General features: G+C 37.4%; 16 protein-coding genes and 1 pseudogene. 14 read left to right on the plus strand and 3 right to left on the minus strand.

The annotated features are described in order from the left end of the window. Positions 1 to 19: 19 nt before the first annotated feature. Complete coding sequence (locus BAQ48_RS03825) at positions 20 to 241, minus strand: DeoR family transcriptional regulator (RefSeq protein WP_000805512.1); 222 nt, start codon at positions 239 to 241, stop codon at positions 20 to 22. Positions 242 to 598: 357 nt separating this feature from the next. Between BAQ48_RS03825 and pepV the strand changes: the two genes are divergently transcribed. The 4 genes from pepV to BAQ48_RS03845 all read left to right on the plus strand — a co-directional run bounded on the left by pepV (position 599) and on the right by BAQ48_RS03845 (position 6,011). Then, entirely contained in the window at positions 599 to 2,005 is a 1,407-nt protein-coding gene (gene pepV / locus BAQ48_RS03830; RefSeq protein WP_071710044.1) for a dipeptidase PepV, read from the plus strand. Positions 2,006 to 2,108: 103 nt separating this feature from the next. Beyond that, complete coding sequence (gene thpR, locus BAQ48_RS03835) at positions 2,109 to 2,654, plus strand: RNA 2',3'-cyclic phosphodiesterase (RefSeq protein WP_071710045.1); 546 nt, start codon at positions 2,109 to 2,111, stop codon at positions 2,652 to 2,654. A gap of 190 nt (positions 2,655 to 2,844) precedes the next feature. Further along, positions 2,845 to 4,986, plus strand: coding sequence for a type I pullulanase (gene pulA / locus BAQ48_RS03840; protein WP_071710046.1), 2,142 nt, complete (start codon positions 2,845 to 2,847; stop codon positions 4,984 to 4,986). A gap of 227 nt (positions 4,987 to 5,213) precedes the next feature. Continuing rightward, a complete protein-coding gene (locus BAQ48_RS03845) occupies positions 5,214 to 6,011 on the plus strand; it encodes a phosphotransferase family protein (protein ID WP_071710047.1) in 798 nt (265 codons plus the stop codon). A gap of 3 nt (positions 6,012 to 6,014) precedes the next feature. Here the strand turns inward: BAQ48_RS03845 and BAQ48_RS03850 are convergent, their stop codons facing one another. Continuing rightward, positions 6,015 to 6,293: a YtzH-like family protein gene (locus tag BAQ48_RS03850; RefSeq protein WP_071710048.1), complete on the minus strand. Its 279-nt coding sequence runs from the start codon at positions 6,291 to 6,293 to the stop codon at positions 6,015 to 6,017. A 232-nt stretch (positions 6,294 to 6,525) separates the two neighbouring features. Between BAQ48_RS03850 and trmB the strand changes: the two genes are divergently transcribed. Together trmB and BAQ48_RS03860 are read left to right on the plus strand one after the other, a co-directional pair. After that, positions 6,526 to 7,179, plus strand: a complete 654-nt coding sequence (gene trmB, locus BAQ48_RS03855; protein ID WP_071710049.1) for a tRNA (guanosine(46)-N7)-methyltransferase TrmB — start codon at positions 6,526 to 6,528, stop codon at positions 7,177 to 7,179. Between the two features lie 68 nt (positions 7,180 to 7,247). Then, positions 7,248 to 8,102: a YtnP family quorum-quenching lactonase gene (locus BAQ48_RS03860; protein WP_071710050.1), complete on the plus strand. Its 855-nt coding sequence runs from the start codon at positions 7,248 to 7,250 to the stop codon at positions 8,100 to 8,102. Positions 8,103 to 8,247: 145 nt separating this feature from the next. On the opposite strand, the gene BAQ48_RS03865 is transcribed toward BAQ48_RS03860, so the two are convergent. Continuing rightward, complete coding sequence (locus tag BAQ48_RS03865; RefSeq protein WP_000118537.1) at positions 8,248 to 8,559, minus strand: PepSY domain-containing protein; 312 nt, start codon at positions 8,557 to 8,559, stop codon at positions 8,248 to 8,250. Positions 8,560 to 8,707: 148 nt separating this feature from the next. On the opposite strand from BAQ48_RS03865, the gene BAQ48_RS03870 reads away from it, so the two are divergent. From BAQ48_RS03870 to BAQ48_RS03905, 8 genes and pseudogenes are all read left to right on the plus strand, one after another. Continuing rightward, complete coding sequence (locus tag BAQ48_RS03870; RefSeq protein ID WP_002170155.1) at positions 8,708 to 9,781, plus strand: M42 family metallopeptidase; 1,074 nt, start codon at positions 8,708 to 8,710, stop codon at positions 9,779 to 9,781. Positions 9,782 to 10,061: 280 nt separating this feature from the next. Next, positions 10,062 to 10,571: a DUF84 family protein gene (locus BAQ48_RS03875; RefSeq protein WP_071710051.1), complete on the plus strand. Its 510-nt coding sequence runs from the start codon at positions 10,062 to 10,064 to the stop codon at positions 10,569 to 10,571. 82 nt (positions 10,572 to 10,653) lie between these two features. Continuing rightward, the gene (locus BAQ48_RS03880; protein ID WP_000838193.1) at positions 10,654 to 10,968 is read left to right on the plus strand and encodes a thioredoxin family protein; all 315 of its coding nucleotides are present in this window, start codon (positions 10,654 to 10,656) and stop codon (positions 10,966 to 10,968) included. A gap of 78 nt (positions 10,969 to 11,046) precedes the next feature. Further along, positions 11,047 to 11,859: a DUF1444 domain-containing protein gene (locus BAQ48_RS03885; protein ID WP_071710052.1), complete on the plus strand. Its 813-nt coding sequence runs from the start codon at positions 11,047 to 11,049 to the stop codon at positions 11,857 to 11,859. Next, on the plus strand, positions 11,856 to 12,470 hold the full coding sequence (gene ytpR / locus BAQ48_RS03890; protein WP_071710053.1) for a YtpR family tRNA-binding protein: 615 nt from the start codon (positions 11,856 to 11,858) through the stop codon (positions 12,468 to 12,470). The genes BAQ48_RS03885 and ytpR overlap by 4 nt, the downstream gene beginning before the upstream one ends. A 142-nt stretch (positions 12,471 to 12,612) precedes the next feature. Then, on the plus strand, positions 12,613 to 12,957 hold the full coding sequence (locus tag BAQ48_RS03895; RefSeq protein WP_071710054.1) for a thiamine transporter: 345 nt from the start codon (positions 12,613 to 12,615) through the stop codon (positions 12,955 to 12,957). A gap of 38 nt (positions 12,958 to 12,995) precedes the next feature. Next, positions 12,996 to 13,952, plus strand: a complete 957-nt coding sequence (locus BAQ48_RS03900; protein ID WP_071710055.1) for an N-acetylmuramoyl-L-alanine amidase — start codon at positions 12,996 to 12,998, stop codon at positions 13,950 to 13,952. 155 nt (positions 13,953 to 14,107) lie between these two features. Beyond that, positions 14,108 to 15,312, plus strand: a pseudogene (locus tag BAQ48_RS03905) (DNA translocase FtsK); the annotation flags it as partial.

A 15,312-nucleotide genomic window follows, 5' to 3' on the forward strand; every position in this document is an offset into this window, starting at 1 on the left:
ACATACAATTATTTTTTCATTATGAGGTCATTCTCACTTTCTTTCCTGTTGTTGTCCACTTACCGCGGCAAGGGCTATACACGAGTTCATTAAACTGCAACACATTTAGATCACGTTGTATCGTTCGTGGTGTGATCCCGAACTCATCTACAAGGTCTTTCGTCGTTACCGTTCCGTTTTCATTGATGTACATATAAATCGATTTAATGCGTGTTAGCATACGAGTAGTTGTAGGTTTCAAGAGAAAACCACTCCTCTACTAGTTTTTTTGACCCCATTCAGGAAAGAAGGTCGTTACTACCATTGTACTCTACATGATAAAATTCATGCTTTAATCTACTTAAATTTTACAAAAGTTTAACAAATATTCATATAGAAAAATATTGGTAGTTGACATTGTATATATGGTCAGTCAACTAAATCATAAAATTCTACGTAAAACGCCAAATTCCTGCAAATTTTTTTAAGAAAATAAAAGAAAAACTAATGGGAAATATCTGAAAAATTACAATTGTTCGGTATTTAATATTCGTGTATGGCATAAGAGATTTCGGTTTGCTATGATGAAAGAGATAATATAGTGAAGGATGGATGCGTGATGTCAGCGATTAATTGGACAGAAGAAGTTACGAAACGAAAAGATGATTTAATTCGTGATACACAACAATTTTTGCAAATTAAAAGTGTATGGGAAGAAGAATCGGCGAAAGAGGGCGCACCATTCGGTGAAGGTGTAGAAAAAGCTCTATCTTTCATGTTACATAAAGGAGAAGCTGAAGGTTTTGCTTCTAAAAATTTAGAAGGATATGCAGGTCATCTTGAAATGGGACAAGGAGAAGAATTAGTAGGTATTCTTTGTCACGTTGACGTTGTACCAGAAGGAGACGGATGGACGACTCCAGCATATAGTGCGGATATTCGCGACGGAAAGATTTTTGCACGCGGTGCAATTGATGATAAAGGTCCAACGATGGCAGCTTATTATGCGATGAAGATTGTGAAAGAATTAGGTTTGCCGCTTTCAAAACGTGTTCGTATGATTTTAGGAACAGATGAGGAAAGCAATTGGAAATGTGTAGATCACTATTTTAAAAATGAAGAAATGCCAACAATCGGTTTTGCGCCAGACGCGGACTTTCCAATTATTAATGCAGAAAAAGGAATTTCTGATATACAAGTTGTGCAAAATGGTAGCGAAGAGAAAAATGGTGCATATGAACTTGTTTCATTTGAATCAGGTCGTCGCTTAAATATGGTTCCTGATTTTGCAGAAGCGATTGTTACAGGAGAAGATGTAAATGCACTTACAGTAGCATATGAAGAGTATCTACAAACTGCTAAAAAAATAGGGAAATCAACTATAGAAGGAAATACAGTGACGTTGCAAATAGAAGGAATTTCAGCGCACGGATCTACTCCTGAAAAAGGAGTGAATGCAGGTTTATTATTAACAAACTTCTTAACTACAGTTTCCCTTGATGGAAAAGCAAACTCATTTGCGACATTTGTAACAGAAACATTTACAGGAGATATTTTAGGAGAGAAAGCTGGTATTTCTTATAAAGACGATATTAGCGGACCATTAACAGTGAATGTCGGTAGACTTTCTTATACGAAAGAAAATGGTGGGAATTTAGGGTTAAACGTACGTTACCCAGTTACGACTAACTTTGAAGAAACTATTGCGAAGTTAAAAGAGTATGTTGGCACTCATGGATTTGAAGTAGCTGACTATTCTAACTCTCGCCCGCATCACGTTGATAAAGATCACGAATTAATTCGTACACTGCAACGTGTATATGAAGAACAAACAGGAGAAAAAGCAGAACTATTAGCAATCGGCGGCGGTACTTACGCTCGTTCATTGAAAGCTGGTGTTGCATTTGGCCCGTTGTTCCCTGGAAAAGAAGAACTTGCGCATCAAAAAGATGAGTACATTGAAATTGAAGATTTACTAAAAGCAACAGCGATTTATGCGCAAGCAATTCATGAATTAGCGAAGTAATGGATATGTAAATAATGACCGCTCTCTACTTTAGAGGGCGGCTTCTTTTTACCTGAATGAGATAAGAAAGAAAAGCAACAATAAAAAGAAGGAGACGATGTATATGGATAGGCATTATTTTGTCGCAATCACTTTACCGAATCATATAAAAGAAGTGCTATCTAACTATAAAGAAGATATGAAGGAGGAATTACCATTTCGCTCGTGGGTACATAAGGAAGATTATCATATTACCCTTTCTTTTTTAGGAAGTGCGACAGAGGAACAGTTAGAAGGGGTAAAGAATGGATTACACACACTTACAGAAATGAAAGAGCTATCGTTCACATTACAAGGCTTTTCAACGTTTGGCATGGAAGATAGACCACGTATTTTTTGGGCGAAGGTAAGTGAGAATCACGATTTGTTTCAGTTACAAAAGCGCGTGCATGCTATTTGTGAAGAAAATGGGTTTTCTCTAGAAACACGCCCATACCATCCACACATTACTGTTGCCCGTAAATGGGTAGGAGAAGAACCGTTTCATTTAGAACATATAAAAGGAGTGCCTGAAATATCATTTCAAGCGGATACGATCACTTTATACGAATCTCACGTGAAAGAAACACCCAAATATAAATCAATTGCTGAAATAAAACTACAAAAATAGAATGTATGAAAACGTTTTTTATGCAGGTGAATATACTATAGAGAAGAATGGAGTTACTGTATAGAGTTTTGCTCATAAGAAAAGTCGTATGATTTGCAGCTCGTTTAATCCCGCAGCTACATGAGTGGAGATGTCTCCACTCATTCAAGTTTCACTTTATTTTAACTTTGAGAATGATGGTGATTTTTTTATGTTGAAAGTAAAACGTCCATTTGATGCCTATTTAGATGAAATGAATAAAATTACAATTTTGCTCCCACATGCGTATGGAACAAGTCGGACATTTCGTTTGCAAGAAGGAACCAATGTGAAAGATTTACCGATTGCTCATACGATTGCGCTTCCGGATGCAACGAAGTATGAGTGCTTTATAGAAGAGCCGCTAGATGTGGGAAAGTATTATACAGTACGAGATGAACGGAATGAAGAAACGGATTTACAAATAGGTGCTGTGATTCGAACAGAAATTTTCGATGAAAAGTATTATTACGAAGGTACAGATTTAGGTGCTGTACATCAAAAAGAAGTAACAACATTTAAAGTATGGGCTCCAACTGCAAGACTTGCGAAAGTAAGAATTTATAAAAGTGATAAAGAATATACCGACCATGAAATGCATAGAGGAGAAAACGGAGTTTGGACTCATGCATTGCAAGGGGATTTAGGCGGAGCGCAATATACATTTCTTGTTTGTATTAACTTAATATGGAATGAAGCGGTGGATCCTTACGCAAAGTCGGTGACTGTAAATGGGAAATATGGCGTTGTAATCGATTTGGAAAAAACGCATGTAACAAAACGAGAGGAATTATCACCATTACAGTCAATGACAGATGCGATATTGTATGAACTGCATATTCGTGATGCGACTATTCATCAGGGCAGTGGAGTGAATAAAAAAGGAACATATAAAGGGTTAATGGAAGAGGGAACAACGGGACGAAATGGGACGCTAACGGGATTATCTCACATAAAAGATTTAGGTGTTACACATGTTGAACTATTGCCTTTACATTGTTTCGGTGGTGTAAATGAGGCGAATCCTTCCGCCGTATACAATTGGGGTTACAATCCACTATATTACAATGCCCCAACGGGATTTTATGCTACAAACCCTTCGGATCCTTATAACAGGATTATAGAGTGTAAACAACTGATTGAAACATTTCATGAGAACGGCATTAGGGTGATTATAGATGTTGTATATAATCATGTGTATGAAAGAGAGCTATCATCATTTGAAAAGCTTGTCCCAGGATATTATTTTCGTCATGGTGAAGATGGTATGCCTTCTAATGGGACGGGAGTTGGAAATGATATAGCATCCGAGCGGAAAATGATGAGGAAATTCATTATAGAGTCTATTTTATATTGGCTTACTGAATACAATGTTGACGGATTTCGATTTGATTTAATGGGGATTTTAGATATTGAGACGATGAATATAATAGAAAAAGAAGTACGAAACAGAAAGCGTGATGCACTTTTATTAGGAGAAGGGTGGGATTTGCAAACACCACTATCTCTTGAAGAAAAAGCAATATTAAATAATGCAAAGAAAATGCCACATATCGCGCAATTTAACGATCAATTTCGTGACGGGATAAAAGGAAGTACATTTCATATAAATAAACGTGGGTTTGCGTTTGGTGGACATGTAGACTGCCATCATTTGCAATATATAGCATCCGGTAGTCTTCTAAGTATGAAAGAAACAGGGTTGTTTCTAGAGCCGGTGCAAAGTATTAACTATGTAGAATGTCACGATAATATGACGATGTGGGATAAACTAGTGCGTAGTAATGACGAGTCGGAAGAGGTTTTGAAAAAACGTCACCTTCTTGCAAGCGCAATGGTTATCCTTTCACAAGGTATACCTTTTTTACATGCGGGGCAGGAGTTTTATCGCACGAAGAAAGGAAATGAAAATAGTTATAATGCAAATGATGAAATTAATCAATTAGATTGGGATCAAAAAGAGAAAGAGATGGAGACCGTTAATTATATAAAAGGATTAATTGCGATCCGTAAAGAGCATGGGGCATTCCGATTACAAAACGCAGACCTTATAAAAAAGCATATGACCTTTTTACAAACATCTACAGAAGTACTTGCATACCATTTGCAACATGTAGAATCATTTGGACCGTGGAAAGAGATTGTCGTTTTATTGAATAGCAGTTTGGAAGCTAAAACGGTGCAACTGCCAAAAGAAGAAACGTGGCATGTGTTAGTAAACGAAAAGCAAGCGAAAATAGAGCCAATTTCTTCTTTTAGAGGAAAGGAACTTAGCCTCGCTCCAATTAGCACGTATATATTGACGATAATGTGACAAATCGCTACTTGACGATGCGAATGTAATAAATGTAGAATTGACAAAGGTGACGATTTTGATAAGTTGTCATTCTATGAGTGGTTTTGTAAAATAAAATAGAGAGTCTTTGGTATATGCCAAGATTTCTTTTCGTTTACAGTAAAATATATGAATCCACAACATGTGTAGAAATGTTGCGGTTTTTCTTTTCATAACTATAAAAGATAAGGATTTGTTAACGGGTAATGAATATGGAATGGTTGGAACAATTATTAGGAAAAGAGTGGAGTCTTGTACCGGCTGGTGGAGTGACGGGCGATGCATATATTGCGCAAAATGGACAACAGAAGTTATTTTTAAAGCGGAATACATCGCCCTTTTTAGCGGTATTGTCAGCAGAAGGAATTGTTCCAAAATTACTTTGGACAAGAAGGGTAACGAACGGTGATGTAATTTCTGCTCAAAAATGGCTTCCGGGACAGAAGTTAGAGCCAGAGGACATGAAACTAGAACGTGTTGCGAAACTTTTGAAAAAAATACACTCCTCTAAAGCACTGGTGCAGATGATTCAAAGACTGGGGAAGCAGCCGCTTCACGCACAAGAGTTATTACAACAACTGCAACTTGTTTTAAGAGGAGATATAAGAGTTGATGAAACAATTCAGCAAGGTCTTCAATATTTAACGGATGCATTAAAAGATATTGAATACAATGAATTCGTTGTATGTCATTGTGATGTAAATCATAACAATTGGCTATTGTCAGATGAAGATGAGTTGTTTCTAATTGATTGGGATGGAGCTGTAATTGCTGACCCAGCTTTAGACCTCGGTATGTTATTATATTGGTACATTCCGCGCCAAGAATGGAGTAAATGGCTCGGATATTATGATATTGAAATGGATGAATCACTGCTTAGGCGTATGAGATGGTATGTAATAGCACAAACGATTTTATCTATTCAATGGCACACAACAAAAAAACAGCAAGCAGAAGCTGAATATTGGCATCAATATTTACAGCAACTACTTGCTTCAGAGTAATACTTAAGAAAAATTGTCCATTCCAGCAATCCACTGAGTAAGTTGTTCTTGATTATTGGAAATGTGGTTGTCCAAATTAGAGGAAGATTTACCCGATTGACTATAAGAATATACATCGTTTAGCATTGCTTTAGCGTCACTATTTATATTATCGTTTGCGAGTAACGATTGAATGAGACGCTCTAATTGCTCGCATTCAGAAACTGTCCCGCAACAATCACTTTGGTGATTGACTAAAATATCTTTCAGCACTTCTAATTGATGTTGTTGATTAATTGGCATGAACGGATCATCCTTTCGATTGTTTTTCTCTTCCCAGAAAGGTAAGAGAAAAAGCTGCTTCGTCATGGAATGTTTAATGCTGTATGTAGTTTTTATCAAAATGGTACATCTTATACTTGAAAGAAACGGACCGAGTGCTCGTACGTACTTGGTTTTTTGTTTGGTAGATTGATTAAAACAGAAAGAAGGAATTATTCCTTTAAAATAGCTTTGTAAAGAGAGGGAAACATCTATGCGTTTAAGACATAAACCATATGCAATGGATCGAATTAATGAGTATTCACATATCGTAATCGGAAACCCAGAGGAGTGCGCGGGTAACTGGAAAGAAGTATTTGGAAATGAACAACCAATTCATATTGAAGTAGGTACAGGTCGTGGCCGCTTTATGTATGATATGGCAAAAGCAAATCCTCATATTAATTATATTGGAATTGAAAAATTCACAAGTGTTGTTGTAGATGCACTTGATAAATTAATTGAAGAAGAAGTACCGAACTTAAAGTTAATTAATAAAGATGCTGAAGATTTAACAGTTTTCTTTGCAAAAGGTGAAATTGATCGCGTTTATTTAAACTTCTCAGATCCATGGCCAAAGAAACGTCATACGAAGCGTCGTTTAACGTATAAAACATTTTTACGCAATTATGAAGAAGTGTTAGTAGAAGGCGGAGAAATTCATTTCAAAACAGATAACCAAAGTTTATTTGAATATTCTCTTATGAGTATGGCTGAGTATGGTATGTTACTAACGTACTTAAGCTTAGATCTTCATAACAGCGACTTTGAAGGTAACATCATGACTGAGTACGAAGAGAAATTCTCTAGTAAAGGTCATCGTATTTACCGAGTAGAAGCAAAATATCGTACAGAGCCTATGCAGTAATGCATAGGTTTTTTGTATCTAAAATAATCAGAATTTTATGTTAAAATCAATGGAAAGGGGGAGATGTAATGGAACAACTACAAATTGGAGATATAAAAGTGACGTGGTTAAAAGGCGGGAACACACATTTAGATGGGGGAGCAATGTTTGGTGTTGTGCCGAAAGTGCTTTGGTCACGTAAATATAAACATAACGAAACAAATCATATTTATCTACGAACAGATCCGTTACTTTTGCAAACGAAAGACGGTAATATGCTTATTGATTCCGGCATAGGGAATGGTAAATTGAATGAGAAGATGAAGCGAAATCAAGGTGTAACAGAAGAATCATCGGTTTATGAGTCATTAGAAAAACTAGGATTAAAGCTTGAAGATATTCATTATGTTTTAATGACACACCTTCATTTTGATCATGCATCTGGCCTAACAAAATGGGATGGAGATCACCTTGTACCGGCGTTTCCGAATGCAAAAGTTTACGTAAGTGAAACAGAGTGGAATGAAATGAGAAGTCCAAATATTAGATCCCGTAATACATATTGGAAGGAAAATTGGGAGCCGATTGTAGATCAAGTTGTTACGTTTCAGCAAGAAATAGAAATTACAGATGAAATAAAAATGGCGCATACAGGCGGTCATAGTGATGGACATGCAGTTATTGCTTTAGAAAGCCAAGGTGAAACGATGCTTCATTTAGCAGACCTATTGCCGACGCATGCACATCAAAATGTATTATGGGTAATGGCGTACGATGATTACCCAATGACATCGATTGAAAATAAGCAAAAGTGGATGAAGTATGGTGCTGAAAAAGAGGCGTGGTTTACGTTTTATCATGACGCATATTATCGTGCAGTAAAGTGGAATGAGGAAGGGCATATTGTAGAAAAGATAGAGCGGAAAACGAGTGTAGAAGCATAAAAACGGGGTGTTCCAGCGGTCTGTTGGAGCGTCCTCCTCTTTTGTTGTCGGTAAGTCGATATATCTCAATAATCGCTGATATAATTTCAATCACTATCCACAATTTCAAAAAAATAGGAGGTTCACCTAATGGGAACCCTCCTTTTTATGCTGCTATAACCTCTAAAACAGTACCTGTTTTAGCGTCAACTAAAAATTCAAATCGTTCTTGTATATCATCTAACATCGTTGTAAGACCGCCACGATAAACTTCGTATGCGACATCATATTTTTCAAATGTCTCCGGAACCATATGTACCCAAGAGCCAGTAATTTCACCTTTATGACTTAATGCTTGTTTCACCATTTTCAATGCTTTTTCTGAAGAAATATGGGATTGTTCTTGTACTTTGTTTGCAACGAAATAACCAGCTGCGAACCCAACGCCAAGACCTGCTACTAAACCTTTCCAGCTCATATATTCACCTCAATTCTATAAAATAAAAATAGTGTACCAATAATAATTATAAAGCAAATACAGCTAAAAAAGAAGAAACTAGAAACATTTCGAAAATTTCGTTACAATAAAAGAGGTATTCTACTAAGGTTTGAAAGAAGGGGACTTCGTGAATAAAGAGACATTACAATTATTTCGTACGTTAACAGAATTACAAGGTGCGTCAGGTTTTGAACATGATGTACGCCGTTTTATGAAGCAAGAATTAAGCAAATATGCTGATGAAATTGTACAAGACGGTTTAGGTAGCGTATTTGGTCTGAAAAAAGGGGACGAAACTGGCCCACGTGTTCTTGTAGCAGGTCATATGGATGAAGTAGGTTTCATGATTACGCAAATTACGAAAAACGGAATGCTTCGTTTTCAACCGTTAGGCGGCTGGTGGAGCCAAGTTCTATTAGCGCAGCGCGTACAAGTGATGACGAAGAATGGTCCTGTTATTGGGGTTGTTGGTTCTATCCCTCCTCATTTATTAAGTGACGCTCAACGTGCAAAACCGATGGATATAAAAAACATGTTAATTGATATAGGTGCAGATAGCTATGAAGATGCGATTGAAATTGGTGTAAAACCAGGACAACAAATCGTGCCAATCTGCCCGTTTACTCCGATGGCAAACGAAAAGAAAATCATGGCGAAAGCTTGGGACAACCGTTACGGATGTGGCCTTGCAATTGAATTACTAAAAGAATTAAAAGACGAAACATTACCAAACACATTATACTCTGGTGCGACTGTACAAGAAGAAGTCGGTCTTCGCGGCGCACAAACTGCTGCGAATATGATTCAACCAGACATCTTCTATGCGCTTGATGCAAGTCCAGCAAACGATGCTTCTGGTGACAAAACACAGTTCGGTCAATTAGGAAAAGGTGCTCTTCTTCGTATTTACGATCGTACAATGGTAACGCATAGAGGAATGCGCGAATTTATTTTAGATACAGCAGAAACACACAACATTCCGTACCAATACTTTATTTCACAAGGTGGTACAGACGCGGGCCGTGTACATACAAGTAACTCTGGTATCCCATCAGCAGTAATTGGTGTTTGCGCACGCTACATTCATACACATGCTTCTATTTTACATGTTGATGATTATGCAGCAGCGAAAGAACTCATTACGAAGCTTGTAAGAGCAACAGATAAAACGACGTTAGAAACAATTAAGAATAACGCGTAAGGAGGAAGGGCGAAAAACCCTTCTTTTTTTAGGTTGAATAGATGACCTAGCGATGAGTGGTGGCGGTTAGTGCCTAATGGTGTTCGAATGATGTATTAAGACCGCGGATAGGAAGAAAGAAGAGGCCTGTTTTTGTGTTTAGGACCAGTAATATTGTGGAAAGCGACCTTCTTTTATGGGTAGAAGGAATTCCCTGGTGGTGTGTGGTAGTGGTTGGTACTTAATTTGTGCCGAAGCGGATGTTAGAATGGAATGAAGAATTTTTATAGAGGTGAACGAAATGAAAGTAGTAGTTGGATCAAAGAATAAAACGAAGGTTGGAGCAGTGGAGAAGGTTTGGGGAGATGCTACAATTACATCCCTTTCTGTTCCTTCAGGAGTAGCAGCACAGCCGTTTTCAGATGAAGAGACGATGCAAGGAGCGATAAATAGAGCAAAACGAGCGCTCCAGGAAGGAGAAGCTCAAATTGGTATTGGGCTGGAAGGCGGCGTGATGAAAACGGCGCACGGTTTATTTATGTGTAACTGGGGTGCTTTGGCGACAAGTGACGGTAGAGTATTTGTTGCAGGAGGCGCTCGTATTAAATTACCAGATGACTTTTTAACGCCACTGGAAGAAGGAAAAGAGTTAAGCGAAGTGATGGAAGAATTTGTACAGCGAAAAGATATTCGTAGCCACGAAGGTGCTATCGGGATCTTTACAGATGATTATGTCAATCGAACGGAATTATTTGTACACGTTGTTAAGTTGTTAGTTGGACAATATAAGTATGATGAAAAGCAAGCATAAACCTTGCACCGTGCGCGATGTATGGTAGTATAAAAGAAAGATTATAACATGAAAAAAGCACTCGTTAGAGGAGGAAATATAGATGAAATCATTAGAAAGCATGGAGCAATTCCAACAATTAAAAAATGAAGAGAATGTAGTCTTTATGTTCTCAGCAGAATGGTGCCCAGACTGCCGCTTTGTAGACCCATTTATGCCAGAAGTAGAAGAGAAATATAGTGATTTCTCATTTTACTATGTAGATCGTGATGAGTTTATTGATCTATGCGTGAAATTAGACGTATTTGGCATTCCGAGCTTTGTAGCGTACAATAAGGGTGAAGAAACAGGTCGCTATGTAAACAAAGATCGTAAAACACAAGAACAAATCGAAGAGTTCATTGAAGGTTTAAAATAAGGCAATTTGCCAATTGAATTGTAAAACAACCTCTACCTTCGCGGGGGAGGTTATTTTTTTGGAAGGGAGGAAAAAGAGATGAAGATGACAAGTAAAAAGATGAAAGACGAGTTAATGAAGAAATTATCTCGTTCAGAATGGGACTTTCAGTATGATAGCGAGAAAGAAGTTCTACGTATTGAACAGAAAGACTCTAAAAAAGGTATTAACGTATCGCTTCCAGGAGTTGTGGCAAAATGGGAAGTGAATAAAGAAAAAGCAATTGAAGAGGTTGCCTATTACGTACAAGAGGCGTTAATTGCGATGCATAAAGAAGAAAATAGCGAGGCGAAAATTTTACCTGTTATTCGCTCTACTTCTTTCCCGAAACAAGCAGAAGAAGGAAATCCGTTTATTATGACGGATCATACGGCGGAAACACGTATTTACTACGCGCTAGATTCTAATAAAACGTATCGACTAATTGATGAGCGTTTATTACAAAAGTTAGAGCTTACAGAACAACAAGTACGTGAAATGGCATTATTCAATGCTCGTTCATTAGGGTATGAATTTAAGCAGGACACAGTAGCAGGTAATACATTCTACTTTTTAAACACAAACGATGGGTATGATGCGACGCGTATTTTAAACGAATCGTTACTACAATCGATGCGTGAAAAGATTTCTGGTGACATGGTTGTTGCTGTTCCTCACCAAGATGTATTAATTATTGCTGATATCGTTAACGAAATCGGTTATGATATTATTGCACAAATGACAATGAAATTTTTTGCCGAAGGGCATGTTCCGATTACATCACTTTCATTCGTATATGAAGATGGGGACTTTGAACCAATCTTTATTTTAGCGAAGAATCGGAAGAAGACAGATGGAAAAGAGAAAGGATGAACGAAGTGAACGTTTTTTACAACCTTGAAGGAATTGGTGACACTCTAATTGTTGCCTTACAAGATATTACTTTAGAGACTCGTGCTTTTGATCGCAAAGGAGATGTTGCTCGCGTTTATGATCGTGAAAGCAACGTAACGGGAGGATTCAACATCTTTAATGCATCTTCTTACTTAGAAGTAACAGAAACAGGTAACCTTACATTAACGAAAGAACTTGTTGAGAAAATCAACGAAATTTTAGCGAAGAACGGCTTTGAAGAAACAGTAGAAGCAGATCTTTCTCCGAAATTTGTTGTAGGCTATGTAGCTGAAAAAGAGAAACATCCAAATGCTGATAAGTTAAACATTTGTAAAGTAGAAATCGGTACAGAAACATTACAAATCGTATGTGGCGCACCGAACGTTGATGCAGGACAAAAAGTTGTCGTTGCAAAAATCGGCGCTGTAATGCCAAGTGGTATGCTGATTAAACCAGCTGAACTTCGCGGTGTTCCTTCTTCTGGAATGATTTGCTCTGCACGTGAATTAGAGCTTCCAGACGCTCCACAAGAAAAAGGTATTCTTGTATTAGAAGATAGCTTTGAAGTTGGACAAGAGTTTAAATTTTAATTGATGTAAGAAAAAATAGCCTCGCATATGTGGGGCTATTTTTTTGTGTGAAATTCCTAAGATTGTAACGTTTCTCTTTAAAAACTATATTGTATTTTAAAAATGAATTAGGTAAAATTTAGAAAAAAGAAGGGGAAGACGTATGAAACAACAACCCAAAATCGCAGCACTTCTGAAACGAATTGAAACTTCCAAACAGCAAGATATCGAGTTAGGTTCTTATGAAATATATTTGTTTAGTGAAAATGAAGTAGAAAAAGGACAAATCGGTTATCGATATGATAAACATAAAAATTCATTAATAAGTGAAGAACATGGAAAATGGAAAGAAGAATGGATTGTTATCGGATATGAAACAGATATGGGGGATCCGGTTTTCGTAAATGTAGTTGATGATGCTTATCTCGTTTATACAGCGGAGCGTGGTACTGAAACGTGGCAACCCGTTCATATTGGAAATATGGATGAGATTATAAAACAATTATAAAAAACTTTGAGACCGGTGCAAAGTGATGGGAGAAAAGCATGAAGTATATAAAAATAATGAGCATGATTGCATTCATTGGTATATATATGGGAGGTTGCTCACAAGAACAACCGAAAAAAGAGACAACATCTTCTATAAAAGAAACAAGTGAAAATAAAAAGGAAGACGCACCGGTAGAAAAACAGCAAGAAGAACAAGAGAAGAAAGAAGAACCGCAAGCAGTTCAAACGAATGAGCAAGTGGAGCATAAGCAGGAGGAAGTGCCGGCTGAGGAAAAGAAAGAGGAAGCTACGCCAGTGCAGCCAACTGAGCAACTTATGCAAAATAATGAACAAAAAGTAGAGAGTAATGAAAAACAAGGAAAGTTTCTCGTCGTTATTGATCCGGGGCATCAACAAAAAGCAAATTTAAATTTAGAGCCGATTGGACCAGGAGCAACGACGCAAAAATATAAAGTGACAGATGGTACAACTGGTGTTGTGACGAAAAAAAGAGAGGCTGCCCTTGTATTAGAAATGGCTTTCGTATTAAAAGAAAAGCTTGAAGCAAAGGGAATGCAAGTATTAATGACGAGGACGTCACAAGATGTTGATATAAGTAATAAAGAACGTGCGACATTTGCGAATGATCATAAGGCGAATTTATTTTTACGTCTTCATGCAGATGGTTCTGAAAATCCGAATCAAAGTGGATTCGCTGTATTGACGCCGGCAGAAGGAAGTCCGTATACGAAAGAGATTTATGCGGAAAGTCTTCAAATCTCTCAAACGATAGTAAATAAAATGAGAGAGAACCAGCAAGTGAAAGTAAATGGAATTAAGTTCAGGGATGATCTTTCTGGATTTAATTGGTCCAAAGTACCTGGCGTACTATTAGAACTTGGGTTTATGTCAAACCATGAAGAAGATAAAAAATTATCTGACCCGCAGTATGTAAATTCTTTATTGCAAAGTGTAACGGATAGTGTAGATGAATATCGGAAGAGTAAAGCTTAAACGCAGTCTTACATGTAAGGGTGCGTTTTTCCATATGAAAACACTCGTAAATTAGAATATTATGGATAAATATGACATGCTTAATTTTACCTGCACTTTTTTCCGAATGCTGATACAATAAAGGATGTTACTATTTAGTAGAAAGAGTGGTAAGCATGTTAGATTGGATGAAAAAGCTGTTTAACAAAGAGGAAGAACAAACAGCGATGAATAAAGAAGTACCAAAGCAAGTTGAAAGTCAGCCGAAAATTCCTCGTGTAAACCACTACACTGAAGCAAGAGAAGCGCAAATGGCAAGTAGGAGTGCAGGTAAATGCCGTTTTCCATTAGTACCAGATAATGGGTTCGATGAAGAGGATGTTATAGAAACAGGGCATTATGAAGAACAACCTGTTCAAGCTGTAACATATGAAAATCAGCCTATTCAAAGAGGAATCAAAGTGGAAAGAAGCAGACGACCGTATGTGGAGAAGGTAGTTCCTACATATGAAGAGCCGGAAGTGCAATATGAACCGGAGCGAGAGCCTGTCGTAAAGAAAACACCTGCACCAGCGCAAGAAAGTAACCGTAGACCATTTCGTCCAACAGAAATGATTTCGCCAATTTACGGATATAATCGTCCTTCTGTAGAGAAAAAGGAAGAAAAGCAGGAGGAAGTAAAGGAAAGAGAAGACCTTGAAATATCTGTAGAGGGAAAAGCGGTCGTTGATGCATGGTTAGAGAAAAAGGGATATACATTATCTGATTTCTCAGAAGGACAAGCAAAGATTTCTTCTAGTCATGAAGGCGTTAATCAGCAAGAGCAACAGAGTAAAAAGGAAGAAAAATCAGTTGTCGATCAATGGTTAGAGAAAAACGGTTATGAAATTGAGCGCCAAGTACCTTTAGTAGAAGAAAAAGAAGTGGTTCAAGAAATTAGTGCACCGCAGGAAGTTGTAGCGGATGAATTACTTCATAAAACGGTAGCTGAGCGCATGGAAGATGCAAAGCAAGAAAAAGATGTAGTGGTGCTAAACGAAAATATTTCACAAGAGAAATTAGTAGATTCTAAAGTAGAGCACGAGGATACAATACTATCAGAAGAAATTAAGCGTAATACAGAAATAGAACAACCTACTATTGAAGTAGAAAAACAAGCTCCAGAAGAATCAGTGATTGTCAAAGCAGAAGAAAAACTTGAAGAAACAATCATTGTGGAAATACCAGAAGAGTTAGAAGAAGAAACAAAAGAAGAAATAGAAGTAATTGCAGTAATTGCAGAAGCAGAAGAGTCAGAAGAAGTAGAAGTAATTGCAGAAGCAGAAGAGCCTGAGGAAGTGGAAGCAATTGCAGAAACAGAAGAGTCAGAAGAAGTAGAAGT

The organism is Bacillus luti, assembly GCF_001884105.1.
Lineage (GTDB): Bacteria > Bacillota > Bacilli > Bacillales > Bacillaceae_G > Bacillus_A > Bacillus_A luti.